The organism is Pseudomonas sp. G11-1 (assembly GCF_024031555.1).
Taxonomy (GTDB): domain Bacteria; phylum Pseudomonadota; class Gammaproteobacteria; order Pseudomonadales; family Pseudomonadaceae; genus Halopseudomonas; species Halopseudomonas bauzanensis.
Genome location: NZ_QEYQ01000002.1, coordinates 256,609 through 282,231 on the forward strand (window position 1 = coordinate 256,609; position 25,623 = coordinate 282,231).

Annotated in this window: 18 protein-coding genes; 11 read left to right on the forward strand and 7 right to left on the reverse strand. The window is 58.1% G+C overall.

Translation table 11 applies throughout. The features are described 5' to 3' along the window. The 10 genes from DHB74_RS07320 to DHB74_RS07365 all read left to right on the forward strand — a co-directional run bounded on the left by DHB74_RS07320 (nucleotide 1) and on the right by DHB74_RS07365 (nucleotide 12,987). Nucleotides 1-1,212, forward strand: a complete 1,212-nt coding sequence (locus tag DHB74_RS07320; RefSeq protein WP_051611310.1) for a glycosyltransferase family 4 protein — start codon at nucleotides 1-3, stop codon at nucleotides 1,210-1,212. Nucleotides 1,213-1,267: 55 nt separating this feature from the next. Further along, nucleotides 1,268-2,578: an O-antigen ligase family protein gene (locus DHB74_RS07325; protein WP_051611312.1), complete on the forward strand. Its 1,311-nt coding sequence runs from the start codon at nucleotides 1,268-1,270 to the stop codon at nucleotides 2,576-2,578. Continuing rightward, entirely contained in the window at nucleotides 2,553-3,554 is a 1,002-nt protein-coding gene (locus DHB74_RS07330) for a glycosyltransferase family 4 protein (protein WP_036992474.1), read from the forward strand. The genes DHB74_RS07325 and DHB74_RS07330 overlap by 26 nt, the downstream gene beginning before the upstream one ends. 37 nt (nucleotides 3,555-3,591) lie before the next feature. Further along, the gene (locus tag DHB74_RS07335; protein ID WP_074780009.1) at nucleotides 3,592-4,737 is read left to right on the forward strand and encodes a glycosyltransferase family 4 protein; all 1,146 of its coding nucleotides are present in this window, start codon (nucleotides 3,592-3,594) and stop codon (nucleotides 4,735-4,737) included. A gap of 2 nt (nucleotides 4,738-4,739) precedes the next feature. Beyond that, complete coding sequence (locus DHB74_RS07340) at nucleotides 4,740-6,191, forward strand: mannose-1-phosphate guanylyltransferase/mannose-6-phosphate isomerase (RefSeq protein ID WP_074780011.1); 1,452 nt, start codon at nucleotides 4,740-4,742, stop codon at nucleotides 6,189-6,191. After that, the gene (locus DHB74_RS07345; protein WP_499161123.1) at nucleotides 6,188-7,684 is read left to right on the forward strand and encodes a lipopolysaccharide biosynthesis protein; all 1,497 of its coding nucleotides are present in this window, start codon (nucleotides 6,188-6,190) and stop codon (nucleotides 7,682-7,684) included. The genes DHB74_RS07340 and DHB74_RS07345 overlap by 4 nt, the downstream gene beginning before the upstream one ends. 28 nt (nucleotides 7,685-7,712) lie before the next feature. Beyond that, nucleotides 7,713-8,963: a polysaccharide pyruvyl transferase family protein gene (locus DHB74_RS07350; RefSeq protein WP_499161124.1), complete on the forward strand. Its 1,251-nt coding sequence runs from the start codon at nucleotides 7,713-7,715 to the stop codon at nucleotides 8,961-8,963. Next, entirely contained in the window at nucleotides 8,950-10,326 is a 1,377-nt protein-coding gene (locus DHB74_RS07355) for a Coenzyme F420 hydrogenase/dehydrogenase, beta subunit C-terminal domain (protein WP_499161125.1), read from the forward strand. Before DHB74_RS07350 ends, DHB74_RS07355 begins: the two co-directional genes overlap by 14 nt. A gap of 129 nt (nucleotides 10,327-10,455) precedes the next feature. Next, nucleotides 10,456-11,460 (forward strand): glycosyltransferase family protein, encoded by a 1,005-nt coding sequence (locus DHB74_RS07360; protein ID WP_499161126.1) that lies wholly within the window; start codon nucleotides 10,456-10,458, stop codon nucleotides 11,458-11,460. Nucleotides 11,461-11,571: 111 nt separating this feature from the next. Further along, a complete protein-coding gene (locus DHB74_RS07365) occupies nucleotides 11,572-12,987 on the forward strand; it encodes an undecaprenyl-phosphate glucose phosphotransferase (protein ID WP_074780022.1) in 1,416 nt (471 codons plus the stop codon). A gap of 14 nt (nucleotides 12,988-13,001) precedes the next feature. On the opposite strand, the gene dsdA is transcribed toward DHB74_RS07365, so the two are convergent. The 3 genes from dsdA to DHB74_RS07380 form a co-directional block, all read right to left on the reverse strand. Further along, on the reverse strand, nucleotides 13,002-14,360 hold the full coding sequence (dsdA, locus tag DHB74_RS07370; protein WP_499161127.1) for a D-serine ammonia-lyase: 1,359 nt from the start codon (nucleotides 14,358-14,360) through the stop codon (nucleotides 13,002-13,004). Nucleotides 14,361-14,531: 171 nt separating this feature from the next. Then, nucleotides 14,532-15,902 carry a DUF1329 domain-containing protein gene (locus DHB74_RS07375; protein ID WP_036992633.1) on the reverse strand — a complete coding sequence of 457 codons (1,371 nt, stop codon included), beginning with the start codon at nucleotides 15,900-15,902 and terminating at the stop codon, nucleotides 14,532-14,534. Nucleotides 15,903-15,926: 24 nt separating this feature from the next. Next, nucleotides 15,927-17,738: a DUF1302 domain-containing protein gene (locus DHB74_RS07380; protein WP_036992483.1), complete on the reverse strand. Its 1,812-nt coding sequence runs from the start codon at nucleotides 17,736-17,738 to the stop codon at nucleotides 15,927-15,929. A gap of 263 nt (nucleotides 17,739-18,001) precedes the next feature. On the opposite strand from DHB74_RS07380, the gene DHB74_RS07385 reads away from it, so the two are divergent. Then, nucleotides 18,002-19,054: an AraC family transcriptional regulator gene (locus tag DHB74_RS07385; RefSeq protein WP_083392497.1), complete on the forward strand. Its 1,053-nt coding sequence runs from the start codon at nucleotides 18,002-18,004 to the stop codon at nucleotides 19,052-19,054. A 57-nt stretch (nucleotides 19,055-19,111) separates the two neighbouring features. Here the strand turns inward: DHB74_RS07385 and DHB74_RS07390 are convergent, their stop codons facing one another. From DHB74_RS07390 to DHB74_RS07405, 4 genes are all read right to left on the reverse strand, one after another. Then, on the reverse strand, nucleotides 19,112-20,911 hold the full coding sequence (locus DHB74_RS07390) for a DUF1302 domain-containing protein (RefSeq protein WP_499161128.1): 1,800 nt from the start codon (nucleotides 20,909-20,911) through the stop codon (nucleotides 19,112-19,114). 160 nt (nucleotides 20,912-21,071) lie between these two features. Continuing rightward, nucleotides 21,072-23,072, reverse strand: coding sequence for a polysaccharide biosynthesis protein (locus tag DHB74_RS07395; protein ID WP_499161129.1), 2,001 nt, complete (start codon nucleotides 23,070-23,072; stop codon nucleotides 21,072-21,074). A gap of 101 nt (nucleotides 23,073-23,173) precedes the next feature. Next, nucleotides 23,174-24,190 (reverse strand): UDP-glucose 4-epimerase GalE, encoded by a 1,017-nt coding sequence (gene galE, locus DHB74_RS07400; RefSeq protein ID WP_499161130.1) that lies wholly within the window; start codon nucleotides 24,188-24,190, stop codon nucleotides 23,174-23,176. Beyond that, the gene (locus DHB74_RS07405; RefSeq protein WP_499161131.1) at nucleotides 24,187-25,599 is read right to left on the reverse strand and encodes a phosphohexomutase domain-containing protein; all 1,413 of its coding nucleotides are present in this window, start codon (nucleotides 25,597-25,599) and stop codon (nucleotides 24,187-24,189) included. The genes galE and DHB74_RS07405 overlap by 4 nt, the downstream gene beginning before the upstream one ends. Nucleotides 25,600-25,623 lie beyond the last annotated feature (24 nt).

A 25,623-nucleotide genomic window follows, 5' to 3' on the forward strand; every position in this document is an offset into this window, starting at 1 on the left:
ATGAAGATCGCCATTCTCAATACGCTGTATTACCCCTATCGGATCGGCGGAGCCGAGGTCTCGGTGCAGTTGCTGGCCGAAGCCATGGCGGACCAGGGGCATGAGGTCAGCGTGATCAGTCTGCACGACGCTCCGGGGAGCCGCGTCGATCAGTTGCACGGCGTTACGCTGTATCGACTGCCTCTGCGCAATCTGTATTGGCCCTTTACCGGCTCCCCTGCGCGACCGCTGCGGTTGTTGTGGCATTTGCGGGATATCTACAACCCGCTCGCCCGGCTCGATGTCTCCCGTTTGCTAAGACAGATACAGCCGGACCTGCTGCACACCAATAATCTGGCCGGCTTCTCCGTTGCCGTATGGGACGCGGCGCATGCACTTGGCATCCCGGTAGTGCATACCACGCGTGACTATTATCTGATCCATCCCAACTGCACGCTCTATGACGGCAACCGTAACCAGGATCCAGGCTCGCTGAGCTGTCGGCTATTTTCCCTGATCAAGAAGTGGCGGTCCCGGCGCGTTCAGCAGTACGTAGCAATCAGCAACCACGTTCGTGCTTTGCATCTGCGCCTGGGCTACTTCCGTGCGGCGCCTGCCAAGGTGATCTACAACTCGGTAGCCCAACCGCTACCCTCATCACGTTCGTTCCCAGCCAACGGCGGCCTGACGCTCGGCTATTTAGGTCGAATAGAACCGGCCAAGGGTGTGGAAACGGCGCTGCAGGTATGCCGTCGGCTCGGTCCCGGATACCGGCTATGCCTCGCCGGCCGGGGTGACAGCGCCTACGTGGCCAGGCTGCAATCAACCTATGCCGGCCTGGATCTGGCCTGGCTGGGGCACGTATCACCGGATGAATTCTTTCCAGACATCGACATCCTGCTGGTGCCGTCGCAGTGGGCCGAGCCCTTGGGTCGCGTGGTATTGGAGGCCAATGCCCATGGTGTACCGGTGGTCGCCTCGGATGCCGGGGGCATCCCCGAGATCATCAATGCCGGCGAGACTGGCTATGCTTGCCCCGCCGGTGACATCAATGCCTTTGTCACCGCAGTCCAGCGATTGGCAGCTACCGACCGGCAACAGCTGCGTGAACAATGCCTGGCCTGGGCCACGCAGTTTTCCGGCGACCGCATCACGGCTCGGTATATCGACGTTTATCAGACACTGCAAACCGATCAGACCGAACCACTTTCACCGACCCAGACCATTACTTGAACCCCGGCAGCCTACCTGCCGCTACATCGCGCCGCGCTCAGCCGCCCGAGACCCCATGAAAACCCAGTATCTTCGACTCAATGCCGCCTTTCTGGCGCTGGTATGTCTATTTGTCGTGTTCGGCAATCTGCCACGCTTTGTGCCAATTGCTGGTTCCTTCGGCAACGTCAATGCCAGCGAGCTGGTGATCTACTTATGCGCCGCGCCCATCCTGATCAAGAACTTCAAGCGGTTGATCACCTCCCGGGCGGTACTCTTTCTGCTCGCGGTCAACGCCTTTTCTCTGGGTGTCGGCATCTACCATTATGGCTTGGCGCTGGATTCGATGTTCTACAACATCCGGCTCAGCGCGATGATCCTCTCGGGCTTCGCCGCTGGCGTGGCACTGCATTGGATTTTCCGTGATGACATTACCCGTCTGACCAAGGCCTACGTTGTCACCTATGGCGCCGCAGCCCTGTTCAGTTTCGTACTGCTGGTTATTTATCCCGACTCCACAGTGCTATGGCTCAAATTGGAACAGATGGGTATCAGTTTTACCGGCGACCCCCATCAGTTCCGCCTGGTCTCGACCTACCTGGACCCAAACTTCTTCGGCACTATCATCGTATTACCAATCCTCATGGGCACCTTGCTGATACAGCGCAGCAGCTATTTTGCGATCTTGCTGCTGATGGTGATCGCCCTGCTGTTCAGCTTCTCCCGTTCAGGCATTTCCCTGGCGCTGCTGGCATTCGCTTGCGTATTCGGCCTGCGCATCCTGAGCATGGTCACCCAGTATCAGAGCAAGCACATCGGCGTGCGACCGGCCCATGTTTACTTCCTGTTGCTTTCACCTTTTCTCGTTTTGGCGCTGATATATGTTTTCGACAGCCAGGTGGAGCGAGTGGTCGAACGCTTCACCACGACTCGTGATGACGGCTCGGCGCTGTCACGGCTGCGGGCGTTCGATACCGGCACGGAACTGATCGCCCAGCACCCGCTGCTCGGCCACGGTTACAACTTCGCCATCCGCTATTTGTTCAAAGATGGCACCAAGGTCGACTCCAGCCTGCAGATGGTGATCATGAGCTACGGATTCATCGGCACTTTGGTGACCTTGGTGGCAGGCAGCCTATGGGCCTGGGTCATCAGCGGCAAGTTACGCCAGCTCCCTTCGCCCCTGCCCTATCTGCTGTTTCGCAAGTTATTGATTTACACCGCGCTCACCCTGCTCTGGGCCGGTCATTTCAATCAGATTGTGTTTTACCCCTTCTGGCTGCTGCCAGTGCTGGCTCTGTTCTTCTACTTCGACCAGCTCTGCGTAAGCCTGAAGTCCCCCCATCCTTTTCGGAGCCCGCATGGAACATTCGCACATAGCTTTTGATTCCAGGTGGATTGGCCAGCACGGCATCGGTCGATTTGCCACGGAGTTGCAGGACCGTCTCAACTTTACCTGTCTGTTTGACGACCCGAGCCCTCCCGCTTCCTTTTCCTCGTCAGTCCGGCTCGGTCGCTGGCTTGCCGGTAGCGGTGCGAAGGCGTTGTACAGCCCCGGTTACATACCCCCGTCGGGAAGCCGGCTGCCTTTCGTCTTCACCATCCATGACCTCAACCATATCGATGTAGAACACAACAGCTCCACCCTGAAGCGACTCTATTATCAGCTCATCATTCGCCCGGCGATCCATCGCGCCGAGCAGGTACTGACCGTGTCGGAATTCTCCCGTGGGCGGATCGTCGAATGGGCCGGTTGCGATCCCGAGCGGGTGACGGTAGTCGGCAATGGGGTCAGCGATATATTCCATGCCGAGGTCTCCCCCATGCAGCCCGGTTACGCCTATTTCTTCTGCTGCAGCAACCGCAAGGGCCACAAAAATGAAAAGCGTCTGATAGAGGCGTTCAAGCTCAGCGGCCTGCACCGCGACTGCAAATTGGTATTCACCGGCAAGGCCAATAATGCCTTGCAGCAACTGATTTCCCGTGAGGGTCTGCAGCAGCAAGTGCTGTTCACCGGTCATCTCTGCGAAACCGAGCTGGCGAGCTGGTACCGCGGTGCTATCGCCACGGTCTTCCCCTCACTCTATGAAGGTTTCGGCCTCCCCGTGGCTGAAAGCATGGCCTGCGGCACACCGGTCATCACTTCGGAACTAACTTCAATGCCAGAAGTGGGAGGCAATGCCGCGCTCTATATCGATCCCCATGACAGCGACAGCATATCCCTGGCGATGATTGCGGTGGCCGAAAATGCCGAATTGAGCAGCCGACTCTGCAACAGAGGGTTGACGCAGTCTCGGAACTTCACCTGGGACAGAACCGCGAGCCTGGTCAGAGATGTTCTGACGCAGCTGCAAGCCCAATGATCAGCCTGTCCCGCCTCATCTCAACAAGGAACTCACCATGAAAGTTGCCATTGTCGTCGACTGGCTTACCGTTTACTCCGGTGCAGAACGCGTGGTCGAGCAGATTTTGCGGCTCTACCCCGAGGCTGACCTGTATTCCCTGATCGACTTTCTAGAGGACGATCAGCGGGCATTTCTCAATGGTAAACAGGCAACCACCTCCTTTCTCCAGCGCATGCCTTTCGCCCGAACGCGTTACCGCAGCTATCTGCCGCTCATGCCGCTGGCTATTGAACAGTTCGATCTGAGCAACTATGACCTGATCATTTCCAGTTCCCACGCGGTCGCCAAGGGGGTACTGACCGGGCCGGACCAACTGCATATCTGCTATATCCATTCTCCAGTGCGTTATGCCTGGGACCTGCAACACCAGTATCTATTGCAGTCGGGGCTGAGCAGAGGTCTGAAGAACTGGATCGCGCGCTGGTCGCTGCATTACATCCGCAACTTCGATGCGCGGTCCTCGCTGGGTGTCAACGCCTTCATCGCCAACTCCGAATTCATTGCCCGGCGGGTGCAGAAGTGCTATCGGCGGCCAGCCGAGGTGGTGTATCCGCCAGTAAACATCACCGACTTCAATCTTGAGCGGGACAAGCAGAACTTCTATGTCGCGGCATCGCGCATGGTGCCCTATAAGCGCATGGACCTGATCGCCCAGGCCTTTCGGCAGATGCCCAACCAGCAGCTGGTGATCATCGGTGACGGGCCGGACCTCGACAAGGTCCGTGCGGTCGCTGCCGGCAGCGCCAACATAAGGGTCACCGGCTTCCTGCCCTTCCCACAGATGCGCCACTACATGCAACGAGCCAAGGCATTCGTGTTCGCCGCAGAGGAGGATTTTGGCATCACGCCGGTCGAGGCAATGGCTTGCGGCACACCGGTCATTGCCTACGGCAAGGGCGGCGCACTGGAAACCGTGATCGACGGCAGGACCGGCCTGTTCTTTCCCCAGCAGACCACCGAATCACTGATCCAGGCGGTCGAGCGGTTCGAAACCATTGGCCATGGTATCCGTCCCGAAAACTGCCGCGAACAAGCGGAAAACTTTTCCATTGAGCTGTTCCACGAACGGTTCTCCCAGACCGTGGATGCAGCCATCCAGGAGTTCCAACCGAACTCCACCTTAACCCTTGCAGGAGTATGACCATGTTGCAGCCCGTCATAATGGCCGGCGGTTCCGGCTCCCGACTCTGGCCTCTGTCACGCCAGCTCAACCCCAAGCAGTTTCTGCCCTTGACCGAGCCGCAGTTGACCATGCTGCAGGCGACCATCAAACGACTTGATGGCCTGGCCTGCTCGCAGCCTTTGCTCATCTGCAATGAACAGCATCGTTTTCTCGCGGCAACCCAGCTGAAGCAACTGGGCATGGATGACACCCGCATCATCCTGGAACCCTGCGGGCGCAATACCGCACCCGCCATCGCCCTGGCAGCGATCAAACTGCACACCATCGGCCAGGACCCGTTGCTGCTGATCCTGCCGGCCGACCATCAGATCGCCGATACCAACGCGTTCCATGCCAGCCTGGAAGCTGCCATTCCCCTGGCCGAAGCCGGCAAGCTGGTCACTTTCGGTATAGTGCCCACTGCGGCAGAAACCGGCTATGGGTATATTCAGCTGGGCGAACGAATGGGCGACAGAGCGTTTGCCGTCAATCGCTTCGTGGAAAAGCCCGACGCTGCTACCGCCAGTGATTATGTGAGCTCGGGGCAGTATCTCTGGAACAGCGGAATGTTTCTGTTCCGCTCCTCGCGTTATCTTGAAGAACTTGCCGAGCACCGCCCGGATATCCTTACCGCCTGCCAGCAGGCCGCATTGGCCAATGCCTATGACCTGTTGTTCACCCGGGTAGATGCCGACGCCTTCGCTGGGTGTCCCGATGAATCCATCGATTACGCCGTGATGGAAAACACCGCTGATGCGGTGGTGGTAAGCCTGGAAGCTGGCTGGAGCGATATTGGTTCCTGGTCGGCATTATGGGAGACCAGTACCAAGGACGCGAATGGCAATGCCACCCAGGGGGATACCCTGGCACATGACTCGCATAATACCCTGGTCCGGGCCGAGCATCGTCTGGTCGCTACGCTGGGGGTCGATGATCTGATCATTATCGAAACCAAGGATGCAGTGCTGGTCGCCCATAAGGACCGGAGCCAGGATGTGAAGGCCCTGGTCGAGCAACTCAAGACCACCGGCCGTCAGGAAACCATCAGCCACCGCGAAGTCTATCGGCCCTGGGGAGTCTATGATTCCATCGACCATGGTCACCGCTATCAGGTCAAGCACATCACCGTAAAGCCCGGCGCCAAGTTGTCCTTGCAGATGCACCATCATCGGGCCGAGCATTGGATCGTGGTCTGCGGCACAGCCAAAGTGACCAACGGTGACAAGACCTATCTGGTGACCGAGAACCAGTCCTCCTATATCCCGGTCGGCCAGATCCATACTCTGGAGAACCCCGGCGTCATCGATTTGCAGCTGATCGAGGTGCAGTCCGGGTCCTATCTGGGCGAAGACGATATCGTGCGCTTCGAGGACCGTTACGGTCGCGTCGAAAAGGCTGCCGTCGACACCCGAGCGGTGACCCACCTCAAATGAGTGATCGCGCATCGACAACGACACCCTCTCCTGCTCGAAGCCTCGGCAGCATTGCTGCCCGAGGCGCCATACTCACCATGGGCGGCCAAGGTGTGAAGATCATGCTGCAGTTCTGCGGCATCGTGATCCTCGCGCGCCTGCTGTCGCCCAACGATTATGGCTTGATGGCCATGGTGGTGGTGCTGACCGGCATTGGCGAGGTGCTTCGTGACTTCGGCCTGTCGTCCGCGGCGATTCAGACGCGGAGCCTGTCCGTCGAGCAACGCAGCAACCTGTTCTGGATCAACTCGGCAATCGGTGTGATCCTCGCTCTGACGCTTTTTACCATCGCCCCGGTGCTCGCCGCCTTCTACGATGAGTCCCGGCTAATCCCTATCGCTCGTATCCTGGCCATCACCTTCCTGTTGAATGGCATCGCTACCCAATACCGGGCCCAACTCAATCGGGGGATGTCCTTCGGCACGCTGGCCATAATCGATATTCTCGGCATGGCCGCCGGGCTGGCGGTAGGGCTGTTCATGGCCATCGAGGGTTACCAGTATTGGGCGCTGGTCGGTCAGCAACTGGCCTTGTCCGCAGCCACGCTGGTGACATTGGTGCTTGCGGCACGCTGGCTGCCCGGCCTGCCGTGCCGCAGCGCCCCAATGGCAGGCCTGCTGCGTTACGGCTGCAATCTGATGGGTACGCAGTTGATCGGCTATGCCACGCGCAACCTCGACAGCCTGATTATCGGCTATCGCTTCGGCGCAGAGGCCCTGGGGCTGTACAGCAAGTCCTACCAGCTTTCCATGTTGCCGCTGAATCAGATTAACGCACCCGCTACCACCATCGCCCTGCCCGTGCTGTCTCGCCTGCAACAACAACCGACGCGCTATGACCAGTTTCTGCTGCATGGTCAGACCCTGATGCTGCATCTGATCGTTTGTGTATTGGCATTTGCCGCTGCCTTGGCCGAACCGCTCATTCTGTTGGTGCTGGGGCCGCAGTGGCAGGAGGCGGTGCCGGTATTTCGTATTCTGGCGGTAGCGGGCATCTTCCAAGCCGCCAGCTATGCCAGCTATTGGGTGTTCCTGTCCAAGGGCCTGACGCCACTGCATCTGCGTTTCACCCTGATATCCCGACCAGTAATGATCGTTTTCATCTTTCTCGGGGCACTCTGGGGCGTATCGGGCGTGGCGATTACCGTCGCCAGCGGCATGGGCGTGCTGTGGCTCTGGGGCTTGTTCTTTCTGCGGCACTCCGGCGCCCCGGTCGGCGCCATGCTGCGCAATGGCCTGATCATCATCAGCGGTTACGCGCTCAGCGCCGGGTTCGCCTGGTACAGCGCCGACCGCTGGGGCTCATCGCTACCCCTACAGTTGCTGATCGGTAGCGCAGCCATGGTCGGCGCCGTCCTGACGCTCGGCCTGAGTTGGCCACCTTTCCGAGGCAGCCTGCTGCAAGTGCTCAGTTCCAGCACCCTATTACGTGCAGGGCGCCCGTCCCAACCTTGACCACTCCAACTTTACCTGCGGGACAATCATGAAAAAACGAATCAGAGCGGCCCTCGGGCATCCACGCCTGCTGCTTTTCATCGATCGGCTGCTATTCACAGTCGGGCCGGCAACCAATCAGCGCTCCACCTTCAGCCTGCTGATCGCGCCGCCTGGTGCTGGAAATATCGGCGATCAGGCCATGATCGAGGCCTATCTGGAGAACACCCCGGGTGATATCCGCATCATCTGCCACGGGCAGCAGGACATCATTGTTCCCGACCAGCATATCGAGCGAACCCGGGTGATCGTCCTGCCAGGGCTCATTTACGGGCATCTTATCCCGCATGTGCGCAGCATCGGAGTATTTCGCCGGTTGCTCGGACGAGCCCAGTCACTGGCCATTACCGGTGCCGACATCATGGATGGCGCCTATAACTGGCAGGCTTCCACCAATCGCGCCAACATTGCCTGGCTAGCGGCCCAGGCCGGGGTTGCCGTGCGTATTCTCGGCTTCAGCTGGAATGGGCAGGCACACCCCCAGGCGGTGACCGCCTTGCGGCGCGCCACCGCAGCCGGTGTCCAGCTGTGCCTTCGCGATCCGTTATCCGCCGAACGCGCCCGCGCCGACGGTCTGGCCAATGTCACCGAAGTTGCGGACATCGTATTCGCCGCCCGTACCGTCAACTTCGCAACGGCCTCGCGGTTGCTGTATTCCCTGCCGGCCCACTGCGACTATGCACTGGTCAATGCCAGCGGCCTGATTGGCCGAACACAGGGACAGATCGACGGCTACGTGCGCATTATTCGCGAACTGCAGCACCAAGGGCTGCAGGTAATACTGCTACCCCATGTCTCCCGCCCCGGCGGCGATGACCTGCCGGTCTGTCAGGCGATCCATCAGGCCCTCAAGGACCCGCAGGTCGTTCTGGTCGACCAGTTGCTCTCTCCTTCAGAAATACGCGGCCTGACCGCCAGCGCAACGCTGACCGTCACCGGACGTATGCATCTGGCGATCATGTCGCTGTATAGCGGTGTGCCAGCTATTACTCTGACGACGCAGGGCAAGGTCGAGGGCATGATGCGATTGTTCGGTGCGGAATTCCTGTGCATTGAACCGCAGCCCGACTTCGCCGATCGCGTTATCACCGTCGCCCAGCAGATTCTGTCGCGCCCGGATGACCTGCGCCAACATCTACATAGCAAGCTGCCTGCCGTCCGCAGGCTGGCCAGCCGCAATTTCGATAGCCCCCAACAAGACATCGTCAACCAGAAGGAATTGTCCTGTGCCTACGATTGAGCAGGTAGTCCAACGGGATATCTGTGTGGGCTGCGGCGCTTGCCAGTTCATCACCCGTGGTGAAATCCAGGTTCGACGCAACACGCTTGGTTATTACAGCGCCGACCTGTCACATGCCCGGCCCCGCAGCCTGGCCACGGCCAGTCGCGTTTGCCCGTTCAGCAATGAATCCCGGAATGAAGATGACATCGCCGCGGCGGTCTTCCCGGCCGAGCTCAAGAATGATCCGCGCACCGGCAAGTACCTCAGCATCGCCGCCGCCCGGACTACAGACGATGATTACCTGCGCGGCAGTAGCTCCGGCGGCCTGACCAGCTGGATCCTGATAAAACTGCTCGAGTCAGGGCATATAGACGGGGTTATCCATGTCGGCCAGGGCGGTGATGGGCTGTTTTCCTATCGCATCTCCCGCAGCCGTCAGGAACTGACCGCACGGCGCAAATCCATCTATTACTCGACCAGCTTCAATACCGCCTTGCAGAGCATCCACGGTGACGGCCAGCGCTACGCCCTGGTGGGCGTGCCCTGTTTCATCAAGAGTGCGCGGTTGCTGTGTATGGAAGACCCAGTGCTAGCTTCGCAACTGGCCTGTTTCATCGGCCTGGTCTGTGGCCACCTCAAATCCGCCGCCTTTGCCGAGCTGCTGGCCTGGCAATGCGGGATCAGCCCCGATGAGCTGACCGCTGTCGATTTTCGGGTGAAGCAGCCCGGACAGGATGCGGGGCGCTACAGTTTCGGTGCGCGGGCCGGCAAGGACATCAGCGAGTGGACCACGCGCCCCACCAGCCAACTGCTGGGTGGTAACTGGGGACACGGCATGTTCCAGCTCAATGCCTGCAACTATTGCGACGACATTTTTGCCGAGACCGCCGACCTGGTACTCGGTGACGCCTGGCTACCCCAGTACCGGTCCGATTGGCGTGGCACCAACCTTCTGTTGTGCCGCAATGCATTGATCCAGCAGTTGATTGATGATGGCGCGGCGACCGGTGAACTCTTCATTCAGTCTCTCTCGGTAGCCCAGGCTGCCAGTTCCCAGGCAGGCAACTTCCGTCACCGTCATGAAGGTCTCGCACTGCGCCTGGCCGATGACCAGAATGCCGGACACTGGGTTCCCAACAAGCGCGTCACGCCGGACCACAATGTGGTCGGCAACCGTCGCCGCGAACTCATCCGTCGTCGCCGCGAACTATCCCGGGCCAGCCACGAGTTGTTTGCCGAAGCCAGGGAGCAGGGTTCGCTGGCGCTCTTCATCGACCGAATCACCCCGCTGGTGCAACGGTATGAAAAGTACAACGCAGCGTCGCTGCCGCGCCGGCTGCTGGGACTGGCCAAGCGGCGAATCCAACTGATCCTGTCCTGATTCCATCTTCGCTCACTCAACGAGCCCCCCCCAATGATTCGAACAGTCTGTGACGCATTGCGCTCCCGCCCAAGAGCAACTGCCCCGGTCACGAGACCGGAAACCGGATGCTCAAAGAAGGAGTACCATTTGACGAATAACACGGCTCGCCGGCTGAGAATCGGCTATGTTCCTGGGCATGCGGAGGGCAACGCCTACGTACAACGCACCCAGGAGGCACTGGCCGAACTGGGTCAGGTTTATCCATTGTCGCCTTCCACCAAATCCCTGTGGCGGCTACTGAAGTTTCGCCCCGGCTTCTTCGACGTGATCATCGTCAACTGGCTGGAATACAAGATCGCCAACCCGGCTACCGGCAGGCCCTCCTGGGCCGGTGTGCTGGCGTATTTCATGCAGATTCTCTCCTTCCGGATATTCTGCCGAAGACTGATCTACCTGCGTCACAATACCTATCCGCACCACGCCCGCAGTCGGTCCGCCAACACCCTGACCCGAATAATTGATCTATCCGAGCACTTTTACTCCACGACCGCCACCCACAGTGGCCACTTCACCGACAAGTACTACGTTCCCCATCCGCTCTATCAGGAGCACCCCCTGGCGACCAAAGGCGACCATTTCATCGTTTTCGGACGAGTCATGCCCTACAAGAACATTGAACAACTGATCCGCCACTTCCCCGCTGATGAACAACTGATCATCGCCGGCCCCTGCGATGACCCACCCTACTTTCGCAAACTCCAGACAATCGCCGAAGGCAAGAACATCGAATTCATTTCCCGTTTCCTATCGGAAGACGAGGCCCAACACCTGGTGGGCACCGCGCGCGGCCTGATTCTGTCTCATGCCGATAACGACATGATCGTCAGCGGCAGTTTCTTCTACGCATTGAGTCTTGGCACACCGGTCATCGCCGTAAAGACGCCGTTCTTCAACTGGGTACAGCGCGAACTGGACGTGGAAGGACTGACCGTTGTCGATGAGGTCGAATCCATCGGCTTGGCACTCAAACAACAAGTCCATCTGCCGGCCGAAACGATCCTCAGATCCGCAAGAAAATACTTCTCCTTGGCGACCGTCACCACCTGCTGGGATGCGTTGTTTGCTCAGCTTCAACTCCAGGACCCGACCTGAGCCATATCCACCCGAACTGCCGAACGGACTCCGCACTCCGACCGCCCGACGCTTCCCCCGGCTCGGAATCTGCGGGAAATCACATAACGACGCAATTGGAATGTACTCAATATGTTGAACAACCAAGACGGCATCATCCGCTCCAATGAACCTGTACTCGCAGTAATTCAGCGCTGGCTGGATCTGGGGGTCATTTGTGTGGCCCTCTTGTTGGTGATGATGTGGCGGGACATTCCCGGATCGCCTCAGCATATGCTCAGTCTGCTGGTCACGCTTTTTCTGTTCTATCTGCTCAACGATGTCAGCCAGTTGTACGGATCCTGGCGGGGTGAGCAGACCTTCCGTGAGCATCGGCGCGTGGCAGGAAACTGGGGCGCGGCTTTTGTCGGCATGTTCATCATTGATTATTTCCTGCTGCACAATGATCTGCTCACCGACCGCGACCGAGTCTACTGGTTCGCTGCAGGGTTACTCATCCTCAGTGGCTATCGCATCGCCCTGCGCCAGACGATGCGCACCTTGCGCGCAAATGGTTACAACACCCGTACGGTCGCCATCGTGGGTGCGGGCTCGCTGGGCCGGCGGCTTGCCAGCAATATCGTTGACAATCCCTGGATGGGGCTTGATCTGCTCGGGTTCTATGATGATGAGGCCAGTGATGCGATCTACCTGCACAGAATACAGGGCTTCGTGCCTGTACGCGGCGATCACCAGGCGCTCATCGACGGTGCGCGCGCGGGTTACATCGACAAGGTTTACATCACCTTGCCGATGGGGGCGGAAGAACGCATCAAATGGCTGCTTGATCAGCTCAGCGACAGCACCGCATCGGTCTACCTGATCCCGAATGTGTTTATCGTCGATCTGCTGCATGCGCGCAGCGAATCCATCAACGGTCTGCCCAGCATCAGCATCTTCGACTCACCGATGGATGGCGCCAGCCGACTGGTCAAACGCATTGAGGACATTGTTCTGTCGCTGATCATCCTGGCGCTTATTGCCGTACCCATGTTGATCATCGCCTTGGGGGTGCGCCTCACCTCCCGGGGCCCAGCGCTGTTCCGGCAGAAACGCTACGGCATGGATGGCAGACCGATCGAGGTCTGGAAATTCCGCAGCATGACCGTGATGGAAAATGGTGACACCGTTACCCAAGCCAAGCGCAACGACGCCCGCATCACCCCATTCGGTGCATTCTTGCGGCGCACCTCCCTCGACGAACTTCCCCAGTTCCTCAATGTGCTGCGCGGCGACATGTCCATTGTCGGTCCCCGCCCCCACGCGATTGCCCACAACGAGGAATATCGCAAGCTCATCAGCGGTTATATGCTGCGCCACAAGGTCAAACCGGGTATCACCGGCTGGGCTCAGATAAACGGCTGGCGTGGCGAAACTGACACCCTCGACAAAATGCAGAAACGCATCGAATACGACCTCAACTACATTCGCCGCTGGTCCCTCTGGCTCGATCTCAAAATCGTGTTTCTTACCGTATTCAAGGGATTCCTGAACAAGAATGCCTATTAACCTCAGCTCCTCCCCTATACCCTTTGTTTCAAAGCATCTTTCCCTTTAGCCACATACGCCCCCATCTCGTCATCCGGCACCATACTGCCACCGGTGGCCCAAGCCAGGTGGGTAGCGTTCTTCAGCCGATCAGGTGTCAGCTGGAGACGTTGCCGATAGGCTTCGTTTTCGGCGGCAAGCACACGCGCCACACCCGGGACCCCGGCCAGTGCGGAAGGCTCCAGCAGGACGTTCTCCAGTTGCTCCAGCAACGCGAGCAAGGCATAAAGCTCTTCATCCCGGATCGTGTAATAGCCGTCAATGAGCCGCTGCATCGCCTTTCCGACGAAGCCGGACGGCCGCCCTACGGCCAGACCATCAGCGGCAGTGACGTTGTCGATGCCGAAATCCTGCACCGCAACTTCATCATGCAAGCCGGTATATACGCCCAGCAGCATGCAGGGCGAGTGTGTGGGTTCGGCGAAGATACAGTGAACGGCATCACCGAACATCAGCTTCAAACCGAAAGCTACCCCACCCGGTCCTCCACCAACGCCACAGGGTAGATAGACAAACAGCGGGTGGTCAGCATCCACCACTACACCCGCTTCCTCCAGTTGGGGTTTCAGCCGCACTGCGGCGACAGCATAGCCAAGAAACAGGCTGGTGGAATTCTCATCATCAATGAAATGGCAACCTGGATCTGCGTCAGCCTGCTTTCTGCCTTCTGCCACAGCGACGCTGAAATCCGCCTCATACTCCACCACCGTCACGCCGTGGCCACGCAGCTTCTCTTTCTTCCATTCCCGTGCGTCAGCCGACATATGCACGGTCACGTCAAACCCCAGGGTCGCGCTCATGATGCCGATCGATAATCCCAGATTCCCGGTGGAGCCTACCGCGATACGGTGCTGGCGGAAGAATGACCGAAAAGCATCGCTATCGAGCCTTGCGTAGTTATCATCAAGGCTCAGTAGCCCTGCGTTCAGTGCCAGGTCCTCCGCATGCTTGAGCACTTCATATATTCCACCGCGCGCCTTGATCGAGCCGGAGATAGGCAGATGGCTGTCAAGTTTCAGCCAGAGCTGGCCTGGCAGCGGCAGGCCGTAACGCTCACCAAGCGCCTCCTGCAACCAAGGTACGAGCTGGATAGGAGACTCGATGATCCCGCCTGCCTCCTCGGTCTGTGGAAATACCCGACGAATATAGGGTGCGAAGCGGGTCAATCGAGCACTCGCGCCCTGCACGTCTTCCCAAGTAAGCCCCACATCCGGTAATGCGATGTCCGCCGGTTGGACGGCCGGATTGAACCATGCCGTTTCCTTCAATGCCACGAGGTCCTGAACCAGCGGGTGGCCTTGCAACCAGTGGTCAATTGAAATGCCGGTGCTCATATTGGTTCCTCATTCGGTGGGTAATAGTCTCTCCGTATCGCATGAAGTGTATCAGCCGACGAGGCGTCCTGCGGATGCCAGTCGTAACGAGCGCCCCCAGACCGGCTGCGAGCACAAAAAAGGGGCATCCGAAGATGCCCCTTAAACCCAAACGTCCAGCGAACTTACTAATCAGCGCACGCCGGAAGCCCTCAACGCAGCCGGTGTGAACTGGTTGTAGGTCGGAGGCGTACCGCCATACTGCGGGGCAGAGTTTTCTTCGGTGTACATGCCCAGGGCGATATAGCGACCGGCCAGCAGATCGTACAGAGTTTCCAGGGTGTAACCCGGGATCTTGTGCTTGTAGTTGAAGGCAATATGACCCTCACCTACGCGCCACAAAGTGCCACGACCGTCGTAGTGGTCCGCCAGGCCGATCTGCCAGGAGTCCTCGTCAACGAAGAAGTTACGCTGCGCATAGATATGCCGCTGCCCCTGCTTCACGTCACCCTGAACTTCCCATACCCGGTGCAACTCGAAACGCGTATGCTCCGGATTCACGTGACCGGCCTTCAATACATCACTGTATTTCAGATCGGGATCGGACAGCCTGCCGGAGTTATACGGCAAGTAGATTTCCTTCTTGCCGACCAACTTCCAGTTGTAGCGATCAGGCGCACCGTTGTACATGGAGAAGTTATCCGATGTACGCATACCGTCCGATGCAGTACCCGGGCCGTCGTAGGCCACCTGCGGCGCACGGCGCACACGGCGTTGACCGGCGTTGTATACCCAAGCCATACGTGGCTCTTTCAGCTGATCGAGACTATCGTGTACCAGCAGCACGTTACCGGCGAGTCGTGCCGGCGCATTCACCCGCTGCTTGAAGAACAGCAAAGTGTTAGGCATGGACGTCGCGTCGATATCGGGCATCAGGTTTGGATAGCCGACTTCTTCTTCCAGCTTGATCAGTGTGTAAGAACCATTGGTCTGCGGCATGGCCTGCATGTACCAGCGATGCACGTTGAGACGGTAGCGCGTCATGTGGTTCCAGATGACTTCGGCGCCCGACTTGGGAACCGGGAATACGAAGGAAGCACCGGGAGTGACGTTCTCGACACCATCTCCACCGTTGACCAGCTTGGCCTGGCCGGCAGTCCGCTTGACCTGATCATAGAGCTCTTGCGGATAGCCAATGCTACGGTGAGTCTGATAAACCGGCATACGGAAAGTTTCTGGATAGCGCTCGAACATTGCTACCTGGCCCGGCGTCAGATTCTCCTTATATTGCTGGTAGTTCTGCGCAGTAATTACAAACTCAGGCTGTTCGCTCTTGTACGGGTTCTCCAGAAAATTGTTAGCTAAGTCCTGTCCCGCATTGGTAGGCAAACCGCCAGTCCACTCGGGAATGGTACCTGCCGCATTACCAGCCTTCTCCGCCCCGATGGGTGTCAAAGTGGTACCCAATTGATCGATTTCAGACTGGGTAAGGCTTTGTGCCGCAATGCTGGTGGCAATCAAGCTGAGGGCCAGACCGCAGGCACCGATTATTGTTTTCTGCATATGCATTTTTTTCTCCTAGCCTGCTTAGAAACTTACGCCGAAGCTGACAGCGGCAAAATCGCGATCAACCAAGGTGTTGTACTTGCCATCAAAGAAGTTGGTGTAGCTGAGACTGGCGTTGTACTTGTTGGCGTAGTCGGCATTCACCCCAACGCTGATCGATTTGGCATTCTCGACGAAGTTAGGGCTGTAACCTTCAACGTCATGTGACCAGGCGATGTTCGGAGTCAAGTTGATACCAGCAATTACGTTGCTGTAATCCAGAGACGCGCGCAGACGATAGCCCCAGGAGAAGTCGGTGAAGAAGCCGTCGTTTTCACACCAGCTGGCTGCATGAGGAGACTCCCCCGCTGCACCTGAATTGGATGAGCATGTGCCGTCAGCGTATGGACTTTGACCAAAGAGAGAGTCGCGACCAAACTTGGTCTCTCCATTACCATTGCCAATGCTACTGATATGGTTGGCACCGACTTCACCGATCAAAGCCAAGCGGCTCGCCCCCAGAACACGGTCAACAAAATGGACCGCGCTCATGGACGCTTGCCAGAACCCCTTGCGCTCATAGCCCTGGATGTAATCGCCAGGGGCAAGCTCTCCCTCCAAACCGCGATGAGTATTGTCAGGAACTCCGGCCGCGGCCAGCAACGCCGTACGACTCAAGTCACCCGAGCTGATCTGAAGCGGCATGTTAGGTCGATAGCTCAATTCACCGGCCACGGATACACCGCCGACATCGGTCCCGAAGCTGACGCCATACAAGCGGATATCTTCAGGGTGCTCAAAGAAGTAACCCGCCGCCCCAACACTGCCGTCGTAGCCGATTGTTGGCGGACCGCCAACTGCTGCCGTACCCGCAATGTTCGAGTAGATCGGAGCGCGGCTATGATAATTCATTGCGTAAAAACCAAACTCGGTGTTGTTCAGTTCTGGTACGAACCAGCGGAACGCCACCCCAAACTGCCCGCTGTCACTGGCATCCCTGTCCTTCTGGCTTCGCGCAATAAAAGTTCCGGGAGGCTGAGTGCCCTGAGGAAGATCAAGCCCGGCAAAGACCAGACGATCATTACACCCACGCCCTACCACATCCGAGCCAGCGAAGAACGTACCGCAGTTATCAGCAATGGTCCCATGCCACTTCAGCTGATAAAACGCCTCCATCGTCAGGTTTTCAGTCAAACCTTGTGACAGATACAACATCTCAACCGGCAGCAGGCCTTCCTTCAACTCCGCCCCCGGGCGGCGGAAGGCGGATGCATCGATTGGGTTGATGGAGTTGATACCGTTCTGGATGAAGACGCCCTCACCCCAGCTGACTACCTGGCGACCGAGGCGAACGTTGCCGGGGTTATTGCCAATGGCGTAGTTGTGATAGACGAACGCATCCAGCAATTGAATACCGGCACCCTTTTGCAGGGGATGACGACCTGAGTCATCGATATCATAGAAGTCCTGGCTGCCGTCTTTGGTTTCGAAATCGTACCAGTAGTTGCCCCGGATGAAGGCGCCGGAGTTACCGTAGCGCAGTTCCAGATCGTGGGAGCCTTTGAAAATCTTGGAAAACACGTCCCCCTTCTCATAATTCAGACGTCCGTCGTCCGATGTCCGTGCTGCAGCCTCACCACCCTGGTTTACGCCATTAATTTCGGTAAGCGTATGGATGAAGCGCTTGTCCGGATCGGACATCGACATGCTGGCCCCGATGGAAAGCTGTGAGTCAAACTGCGCTTCCACCTCACCGATATTGAAAGTGACTGCATTTGCCGAGCCTGTAACACTTGCGAGCCCGATTGCCAGGGGCAATGCGGCCAACGCCCAAGCATGCTTTGTTTTTGTCATTGTGCTGCTCCGTTAGATTGGATCCATACCAACAGGCCTTCGCAGGGCCCGAGGGTCGGTATCAAGTCTGTCACGGCCCGCTGGGCGGATTTGTCTGATTCGGACCAATACCTTGGCCCAACGGGACATTCAGCGGATGAATGTGATCAATTTACAGAACGGAATGGTCTGTTGTGTTTTTTTGCACAATCGATGGTATTGCTCTATGTTATGTCTCAACGATAGAAATCGTTACAAAATAAAAACAACAAAGAGAATCGGGCATGAACCAGATCCATCCTCCCCTTCCCTGTGCACGACTGCAGGAACGAGCATTGTGGGCGAAAGGTATTGTCCAGGCATTAGTCCCCTACGGCAGACAGGCACGTGAGCTGCCGGAGGATCTCCGTCAATACAACGCACCAGATGACATGAGCCTGGCTCATATCAGCCAGACCGACATGAACCGGCTATGGCACGCCGCCGCCACCCTCAGCCGAGATGATTGCTTCGCCCTGCGTATGGGGCAAGCGTTCTCCAGTCCCACCTCCCAATTGCTGGCCCTTGCCAGTCGCTCCAGTGAGACGGCCAGCGCGGCTGTGCAGCGCCTGGTGCGTTTTATTCAAGTGTTCAGCACGCAGGTGCAGCTGTATTCGGTGGAAGATGAGTATCATCTGACTGTGTATTTTGAACCCAAGGGAGCTGCGCACCCGTTGCAGTTAGAGGCGCTGGTGTCGCGCTGCGTGGCAACCTGGAGAGAATTGGACACCGGGAACCTGCCGCTGATCATGGAGGTGCGTTTGGGCGATGAGATGGATAAGCGACGCGACGAATGTGAACACATCCTCGGCACCCGAGTCCGCCTGGGATGCAAGCGAATCGCTGTGCGCCTCAACCGTCGCGCTCTGCAGGTACCACTGCCGAGCCGCGATGCTTTTCTGCTGAAACGCCTGGATGCGTCTCTGGCGGACATGGTCGAAGACCTGCCCAATGTGGATTTCGCCGAGCAGGTAAAACAGCGCATCCGGGTCCTGCTGTCTGAACGGGAGGTATCCGAAGATCTGGTGGCCACGCCCTTCAACGTCAGCCCGCGACATCTGCGCCGCAAGCTCAGTGAGTCCTGCACAACTTATGAGAAGCTGCTGGATGAGGTGCGCATGGAGTTGGCTATCAAGTTGATCCAGGAACACCGCCTCAATCTCGGGCGCATTGCCTTCGAACTCGGCTTTCTCGATCCCAGCAGTTTCACCCGTGCCTTCCGCCGCTGGACCGGCATGAGCCCAACCGCCTTCCGCGAGCAGGGCCTTGGCAAATCCGAAAGCTCGGTACTTGTGTAAAAAAGAGGGCCCCCACAGGGCCCTCAAGCCAGATCGCTGCTGCGATCATCCAATGCGTCAGAAACTCACACCGAAACTCAACGCAGCAAAGTCCCGGTCTGTCATTACGTTATATTTACCATCAAAGAAGTTGGTATAGCTGATGCTTGCCTGATAGCGGTTCGCGTAATCGGCATTCAGGCCGATGCTCACCGACTTGGCGTCTTCAATGAAGTTGGGCCCATAACCGTTCACGTCGTGGGACCATGCGATGTTCGGGCTCAGGTTGATACCGGCGATCACGTTGCTGTAATCCAGTCCTGCCCGCACACGATAGCCCCAAGAAGAGCGCGTCACATAGCCTTCATTCTCACACCAGCGGGCATTTTCCGGACGCTGGCCGTAGCATATGCCATCGATGGCCGGGCCCTGCCCGAACAACGGGTCACGGCCATAGCGAGTACTGCCCGGCCCGCTCTCCAGCCCGCCGATGTAGTTGAAGCCCACTTCGCCTGCCAGACTCAGGCGATTGGCGCCTAGTACCCGGTCGATCAGATGCACGACCGATACCTGCGCCTGCCACAGCTCCTTGCGACGGTAGCCATTGATTTCATCCAACGGCTGCAATGTCACTACCTCACCGTTATATACCGGCGTAGGGTAGAGATAACCAAGCACCCCGGCGGGGATGGCGGTCAAGCTCAGGTCGGAGGTATTGATCTGCAGATTGTAATTGGGCCGGTAGCTGATTTCCCCGGCTACCGTCGAGCCAGCGACGCTGGTCTGAAAGCTCAGCCCATACAGCTGGATATCTTCCGGATACTCCAGAAAGTAGCCCGCCGGCCCGCTGACACCGTTGATCCCCGGCACTCCCGGTATCACAGTGTCGTGTCCCCTGACCACTGAGAACGCCGGCACCCGGCTGTGGTAATTCATGGCGTATAGCCCAAACTCGGTATCATGCAGCTCAGGTACGAACCAGCGCAGGGCAATACCATACTGACCACTGTCGCTCGCCTCGCGGTCCTTGTCATAGCGAACGTTGTAGTCCGTGGTCAGGTTGGTTGGCGGATACAGGATCGACGGCATACTACCCTGCGGATTGTCCACCCCAACGCCAAGCCGGTCGTTACAGCCCTTGGCCAGGGTATCGCTGGTGGAGAAAAAGGTGCCGCAGTTGTCCACCACGCTCGGCGCCCATTTCAACTGATAGAAGAGCTCCATCGTCAGGTTCTGCGTCAAACCCTGGGAAAGGTAAAGCATCTCGACCGGAATCAACCCCTCCTTGACTTCCGCACCCGGCCGGCGGAAGGCGGACACGTCGATCGGGTTGATGGTATTGAGTGAGTTGCCAATAAACAGGCTCTCTCCCCAGCTCACAACCTGACGACCGAGCCGGATGTTGCCGGGATTATTGCCGATGAAATAGTTGTGGTACACAAAGGCGTCCATCAGCGCGATGCCAGAGCCCTTCTGCAGCGGATCGCGACCACGGTCACTAATATCGTAGAAGCGCTGGCCGCCGTCCTTGGTCTCGAAGTCGTACCAGTATTTGCCGCGGAAGAAGGCACCCGAATCGCCGTAACGCAATTCCAGATCGTGGGAACCCTTGAAGATCTTCGAGAAGGCATCGCCCTTGTCGAAGTTCAAGCGTCCATCGTCGGTGGTTTTGGCCGCCGCTCTGCCGCCGTTGTACGGATCAATGAAATCCGCATCAGGGTTGGCAGTAGCCCAACTGGCACCGATGGACAACTCGCTGTCGAATTGCCCATCCAGATTCCCCCAGGTAAAAGACGCGGCCTGGGCCAATGGTGTGAAAGCAAGGCCGATTGCCAGAGGCAGGAGCGCCAGCGGCCGTGGATTGTCTATTTTTGTCATTGTTCTAATCCCTTGTGTTGATCCACAGGCTCCAACAGGAGTCAATTAGAGACTAGCACCACATGAATGAACATTCATTTTATTTTTTGTCTATGGATCGCAGAAACCAAAAACCGGAGCATGAAGCTCCGGTTTTTAAGAACACGCCGCTGATAGCCCTTCAGCTACCCAGTTTCAAATGTTGTTCATACAGCAGATCAACAATACCGTTACTCGGTGCATAGCCCTGTACTGTGGATAGCAGTGTTTCGCGCACCAGGTTGTAATTGTCATCCCGTACCGCCTGGCGCAGGGTATCGAGAATCGGCAGCAACTGGTTCCACGGTATGTAGATCTCATTGGCCCGGTGGATCTTGCTGTGTGCGGTCGCCTCCGGGTTGTCGCCGATCAGCAGCTCCTCATACAGCTTCTCACCCGGCCGCAGTCCGCTGAAGGTCACCGCGATATCGCCCGAAGGATTGATCTCATCGCGCACTGTCAGGCCCGACAGCATGATCATCTTGCGCGCCAGATCGACAATGGTCACCGGCTCGCCCATATCCAGCACGAACACATCACCACCCTGCCCCATGGCGCCCGCCTGGATTACCAGCTGCGCGGCCTCGGGAATGGTCATGAAGTAACGGGTGATATCCGGGTGGGTCACGGTCACCGGGCCGCCACGGCGGATCTGCTCGCGAAAGCGCGGAATCACCGAGCCGGAAGAACCCAGCACGTTACCGAACCGAACCATGGTGAAACGTGTACGGTTCACCTGACTGACCTGCGCCTCCTCGCCCCACAGGCGCGGTGCCTGCTCGGCACTCAGCGCCTGCAATACCAGCTCCGCCAGGCGCTTGGTGGAGCCCATCACGTTGGTCGGGCGTACGGCCTTGTCAGTGGAGATAAGGACGAAGTTTTCCACCCGGCACTTGATCGCCGCCTGCGCGGTATTCAGGGTGCCGAACACATTGTTCATGATGCCTTCGGCAATATTGTGCTCCACCATCGGCACATGCTTGTAGGCTGCGGCGTGGTAGATGGTATTGATCTTCCAGGCACCGATCACATCCTGCAGCCGACTGAAGTTGCGGATCGACCCCATGATCGGCACCAGCTGGATGTCCAGCTTGCGGCTGCGAATCCAACCCTCCAGCTCGCCATGGATCGCATACAGCGCATATTCGCTGTGCTCGAACAACACCAGGGTGGTTGGCTCGGACTGAACAATCTGGCGGCACAGCTCGCTACCGATCGAGCCACCCGCGCCAGTGACCATCACCGCCTGACCCTTGATGCAACGCTGGAACAGCGATGGGTCCGGCGGCACTGGATCGCGCCCCAGCAGATCGGCGATGTCCACCTCCTGCAGGTCATCCACTTTCACCTTGCCGCAGGCCAGGTCCATGATCCCCGGTATGGTACGCACATGCAGACCATGGCCCTGCAGCTTGGCCAGAATCTCCTGGCGCCGCGACCGGGTCGCCGACGGCAGAGCCAGCAGCATTTCCGCCGCGCCGGTTGCGGTGATCATGCTGCCTACCTCTGCTCCGGAATACACCGGCAGGCCAGCAATAGTCCGGCCGACCAGCTTGGGATCGTCATCCACGAAAGCCACCGCCTTGTACATCCGCCCCACCTTCAGCGAGGCCAGCAACTGAGTACCCGCAGCACCTGCGCCATAAATGGCCACCGGCTGCCCAGCTATCTCGCCATCGCGGGAGCGGATGCTTGGCAGACCAGCGGTCAGCCAATCCCCCATGAAGTATTCCCGAGCCAACAGACGCAACCCACCGATGAAGATCAGACTCAGTGCCCAGTAGGAGAAATACACTGAACGGGGGAACAGCACATTCCAACCCAGGTCCTTGGCCACCAGCAGGGTGAAAGCAAACGCCAGGAAGCCCAGGGTGACAGCCTTGGCGATGCAATAAAGCGCAACGTTACCGAAATGCCGCATGACGGCGCGATACATGCCCATGCGTACATAGAGTGGCAAGGCCAGCAGCGGCGCAAGCACGAATAGCAATCCTTGGCCATTCTCCGGCCAGAGCCAACCCTCATCGCCCAGCCGCAGAAACAGCGCCAGCCAGAGGGCCAGTGACAACAGAAGCACATCAGCCACGATCTGAATGGAGCGTTTCTGGTTATGGTTGAGTTCAATCAGTCGTTCTTTCAACACAGGAGAAGGCCTCTGTTTTTGGGAAGCAGTACGCCGGGCGCGGCCGCACGGCGCAACCTGACACAGATGCGACAGTTAATGTAACAGAATGTTCCGATCAATTAACGGTAGCCATTTGGGTTGGCTGACTGCCAACGCCAGGCATCGACGCACATCGCTTCGAGATCCAGGCCCGCGCGCCAGCCAAGTTCCTGCTCGGCCAGCATGGGATCGGCGTAACAGCTGGCGACATCCCCAGGACGACGATCAGTCAGGGCATAAGGCAGTTCGCGACCGCAGGCACGCTCGAACGCATGCAACATATCCAATACCGAATAACCCATGCCCGTGCCAAGGTTGAAAGCCTGGATGCCCCGTCCGCGCTCCAGCCACTGCAGCGCCTTGACATGCCCCTCGGCCAGATCCATGACGTGGATGTAATCGCGAACCCCGGTGCCATCGTGGGTCGGATAGTCACTACCGTAGACACTCAACCGCTCGCGCCTACCGACCGCCACCTGGGCGATATAGGGCATCAGGTTGTTGGGGATGTCCGCCGGGTCCTCGCCGATACGGCCACTGATGTGAGCGCCTACGGGGTTGAAATAGCGCAGCAATGCGACGTTCCAGCTGTCATCTGACACATGCAGGTCACGCAGCATTTCTTCGATCATGAGTTTGGAGCGACCATAGGGGTTGGTCGCGCTGGTTGGAAAGTCCTCACGGATCGGCAGGGTCGCCGGATCGCCATAGACAGTGGCAGAGGAGCTGAACACCATGTTCTTCACCCCGGCACGCTGCATGGCCTGGCACAGCACCACAGTGCCGCTGACGTTGTTGTGGTAGTAGCGTAGCGGCTGCGCCACCGATTCGCCCACCGCCTTCAGGCCGGCAAAGTGGATTACCGCATCGATGGCGTGGTCTTGAAACAATTGATCAAGCAATGCTGCGTCGTTGATGTCACCTTCAACCAGAGTCACCGCGTGGCCGACGATATCCTCGACCCGCCGCACCGCTTCACGGCAGCTGTTGCTGAAATTGTCCAGCACCACGACCCGGTATCCCGACTCCAGCAATCTGATGCAAGTGTGCGAGCCGATATAGCCTGCCCCACCTGTCACCAAAATGGACTTGTTCATGCATTGTTTCCTTGATCAATTGCGCGTATGGCTTTCAGCAACTTATCCGTTTCGCGTTGCATCAGGATTTCATCGCCGCGGCTTTCCACATTCAGGCGAATAACCGGCTCCGTATTCGAGGCCCGCAGATTGAAGCGCCAGTCCGCGAAACAGACACTCAGACCGTCAGTGTAATCGATATCCAGCGCACCGGGCGCGTACCGTGCCTCCATCGCCTTGAGCATCGCCGGGGCATCACTGACTGTCAGATTGATTTCCCCAGAAGACGGATAGGCTGCAATGCGCTCGCCTACCAGCTCAGAAAGCGGCTTGCCCTTGCGACAAACCAGTTCCGCCACCAGCAGCCAGGGAATCATGCCACTGTCGCAATAGGCGAAGTCACGGAAATAGTGATGCGCACTCATCTCGCCGCCGTAGGCCGCATCCTCGGCGCGCATGCGCTCCTTGATGAAGGCATGCCCGGCCTTGGTTTGCACCGCCGTTCCGCCATTCTGCTCGACCTGCTCCACGGTATTCCATACCAGTCGCGGATCATGAATGATGCGTGCCCCCGGCTCCTTCTGCAGAAAGGCCTCGGCCAGCAACCCGACAATGTAATAACCCTCGATAAAGCGACCCTGCTCATCGAACAGGAAACAGCGATCGAAATCGCCATCCCAGGCAATTCCCATATCGGCCCGGTATTCGAGCACCGCATCGCGGGTCACGCCACGGTTCTCGGTCAGTAACGGGTTCGGGATACCGTTGGGGAAGCTGGCGTCGGGCTCATGACATATTTTTACCATTTCCACCGGCATGTGCAGTTCGGCAAAGGCCTTCTCCAGCGCATCCACCACCGGGCCGGCCGAGCCATTGCCGGCATTGACCACAAGACGCAGCGGCGTGAATGCCGCCGGGTCGATATAGCCGAGCAGATGCTCGATGTAATCGGCGCGAATATCGATCTGCTCGTAACCACCACGGTCCACATCGGCGACAGTTGGATCGCGGCCATCGACCAGATCGTATTCATTGGCCTCGGCGAGAGCGCGGATATCCGCCAGACCGGTATCCGCCGAGATCGGTCGCGAGCCTTCGCGTACCAGCTTGAAACCGTTGTAATCGATGGGGTTATGCGAGGCTGTCACCTCGATCCCCCCATCTACCCCCAGGTGGAACGTGGCGAAATACACTTCCTCAGTGCCGACCATACCCAGATCCAGCACATCCACGCCTTCGTCACGCAGTCCGTTGGCCAGCGCCGCCTTCAATACCGATGAGGTTTCTCGCACATCGCCACCCAGAACGACTTGTTTGGGCTTGAGCCATTGCGCGAACGCTCGGGCGATGCGGTAAGCAATGCTCTCATCCAGTTGCGAGCCCAACTGGCCGCGGATGTCATAGGCCTTGAAACAGGTGATCTCAGACATGTTGGTTCCTTTGCTTGAAAATCA

What these genes read in the sequence shown, in the direction of transcription:
- DHB74_RS07375 (WP_036992633.1), bottom strand. Translation starts at nt 15,902, where the DNA reads ATGCAGAAAACAATAATCGGTGCCTGCGGTCTGGCCCTCAGCTTGATT.
- DHB74_RS07345 (WP_499161123.1), top strand. Translation starts at nt 6,188, where the DNA reads ATGAGTGATCGCGCATCGACAACGACACCCTCTCCTGCTCGAAGCCTC.
- DHB74_RS07330 (WP_036992474.1), top strand. Translation starts at nt 2,553, where the DNA reads ATGGAACATTCGCACATAGCTTTTGATTCCAGGTGGATTGGCCAGCAC.
- DHB74_RS07380 (WP_036992483.1), bottom strand. Translation starts at nt 17,738, where the DNA reads ATGACAAAAACAAAGCATGCTTGGGCGTTGGCCGCATTGCCCCTGGCA.
- DHB74_RS07385 (WP_083392497.1), top strand. Translation starts at nt 18,002, where the DNA reads ATGAACCAGATCCATCCTCCCCTTCCCTGTGCACGACTGCAGGAACGA.
- DHB74_RS07320 (WP_051611310.1), top strand. Translation starts at nt 1, where the DNA reads ATGAAGATCGCCATTCTCAATACGCTGTATTACCCCTATCGGATCGGC.
- galE (WP_499161130.1), bottom strand. Translation starts at nt 24,190, where the DNA reads ATGAACAAGTCCATTTTGGTGACAGGTGGGGCAGGCTATATCGGCTCG.
- DHB74_RS07365 (WP_074780022.1), top strand. Translation starts at nt 11,572, where the DNA reads ATGTTGAACAACCAAGACGGCATCATCCGCTCCAATGAACCTGTACTC.
- DHB74_RS07325 (WP_051611312.1), top strand. Translation starts at nt 1,268, where the DNA reads ATGAAAACCCAGTATCTTCGACTCAATGCCGCCTTTCTGGCGCTGGTA.
- DHB74_RS07405 (WP_499161131.1), bottom strand. Translation starts at nt 25,599, where the DNA reads ATGTCTGAGATCACCTGTTTCAAGGCCTATGACATCCGCGGCCAGTTG.
- DHB74_RS07340 (WP_074780011.1), top strand. Translation starts at nt 4,740, where the DNA reads ATGTTGCAGCCCGTCATAATGGCCGGCGGTTCCGGCTCCCGACTCTGG.
- dsdA (WP_499161127.1), bottom strand. Translation starts at nt 14,360, where the DNA reads ATGAGCACCGGCATTTCAATTGACCACTGGTTGCAAGGCCACCCGCTG.
- DHB74_RS07390 (WP_499161128.1), bottom strand. Translation starts at nt 20,911, where the DNA reads ATGACAAAAATAGACAATCCACGGCCGCTGGCGCTCCTGCCTCTGGCA.
- DHB74_RS07350 (WP_499161124.1), top strand. Translation starts at nt 7,713, where the DNA reads ATGAAAAAACGAATCAGAGCGGCCCTCGGGCATCCACGCCTGCTGCTT.
- DHB74_RS07335 (WP_074780009.1), top strand. Translation starts at nt 3,592, where the DNA reads ATGAAAGTTGCCATTGTCGTCGACTGGCTTACCGTTTACTCCGGTGCA.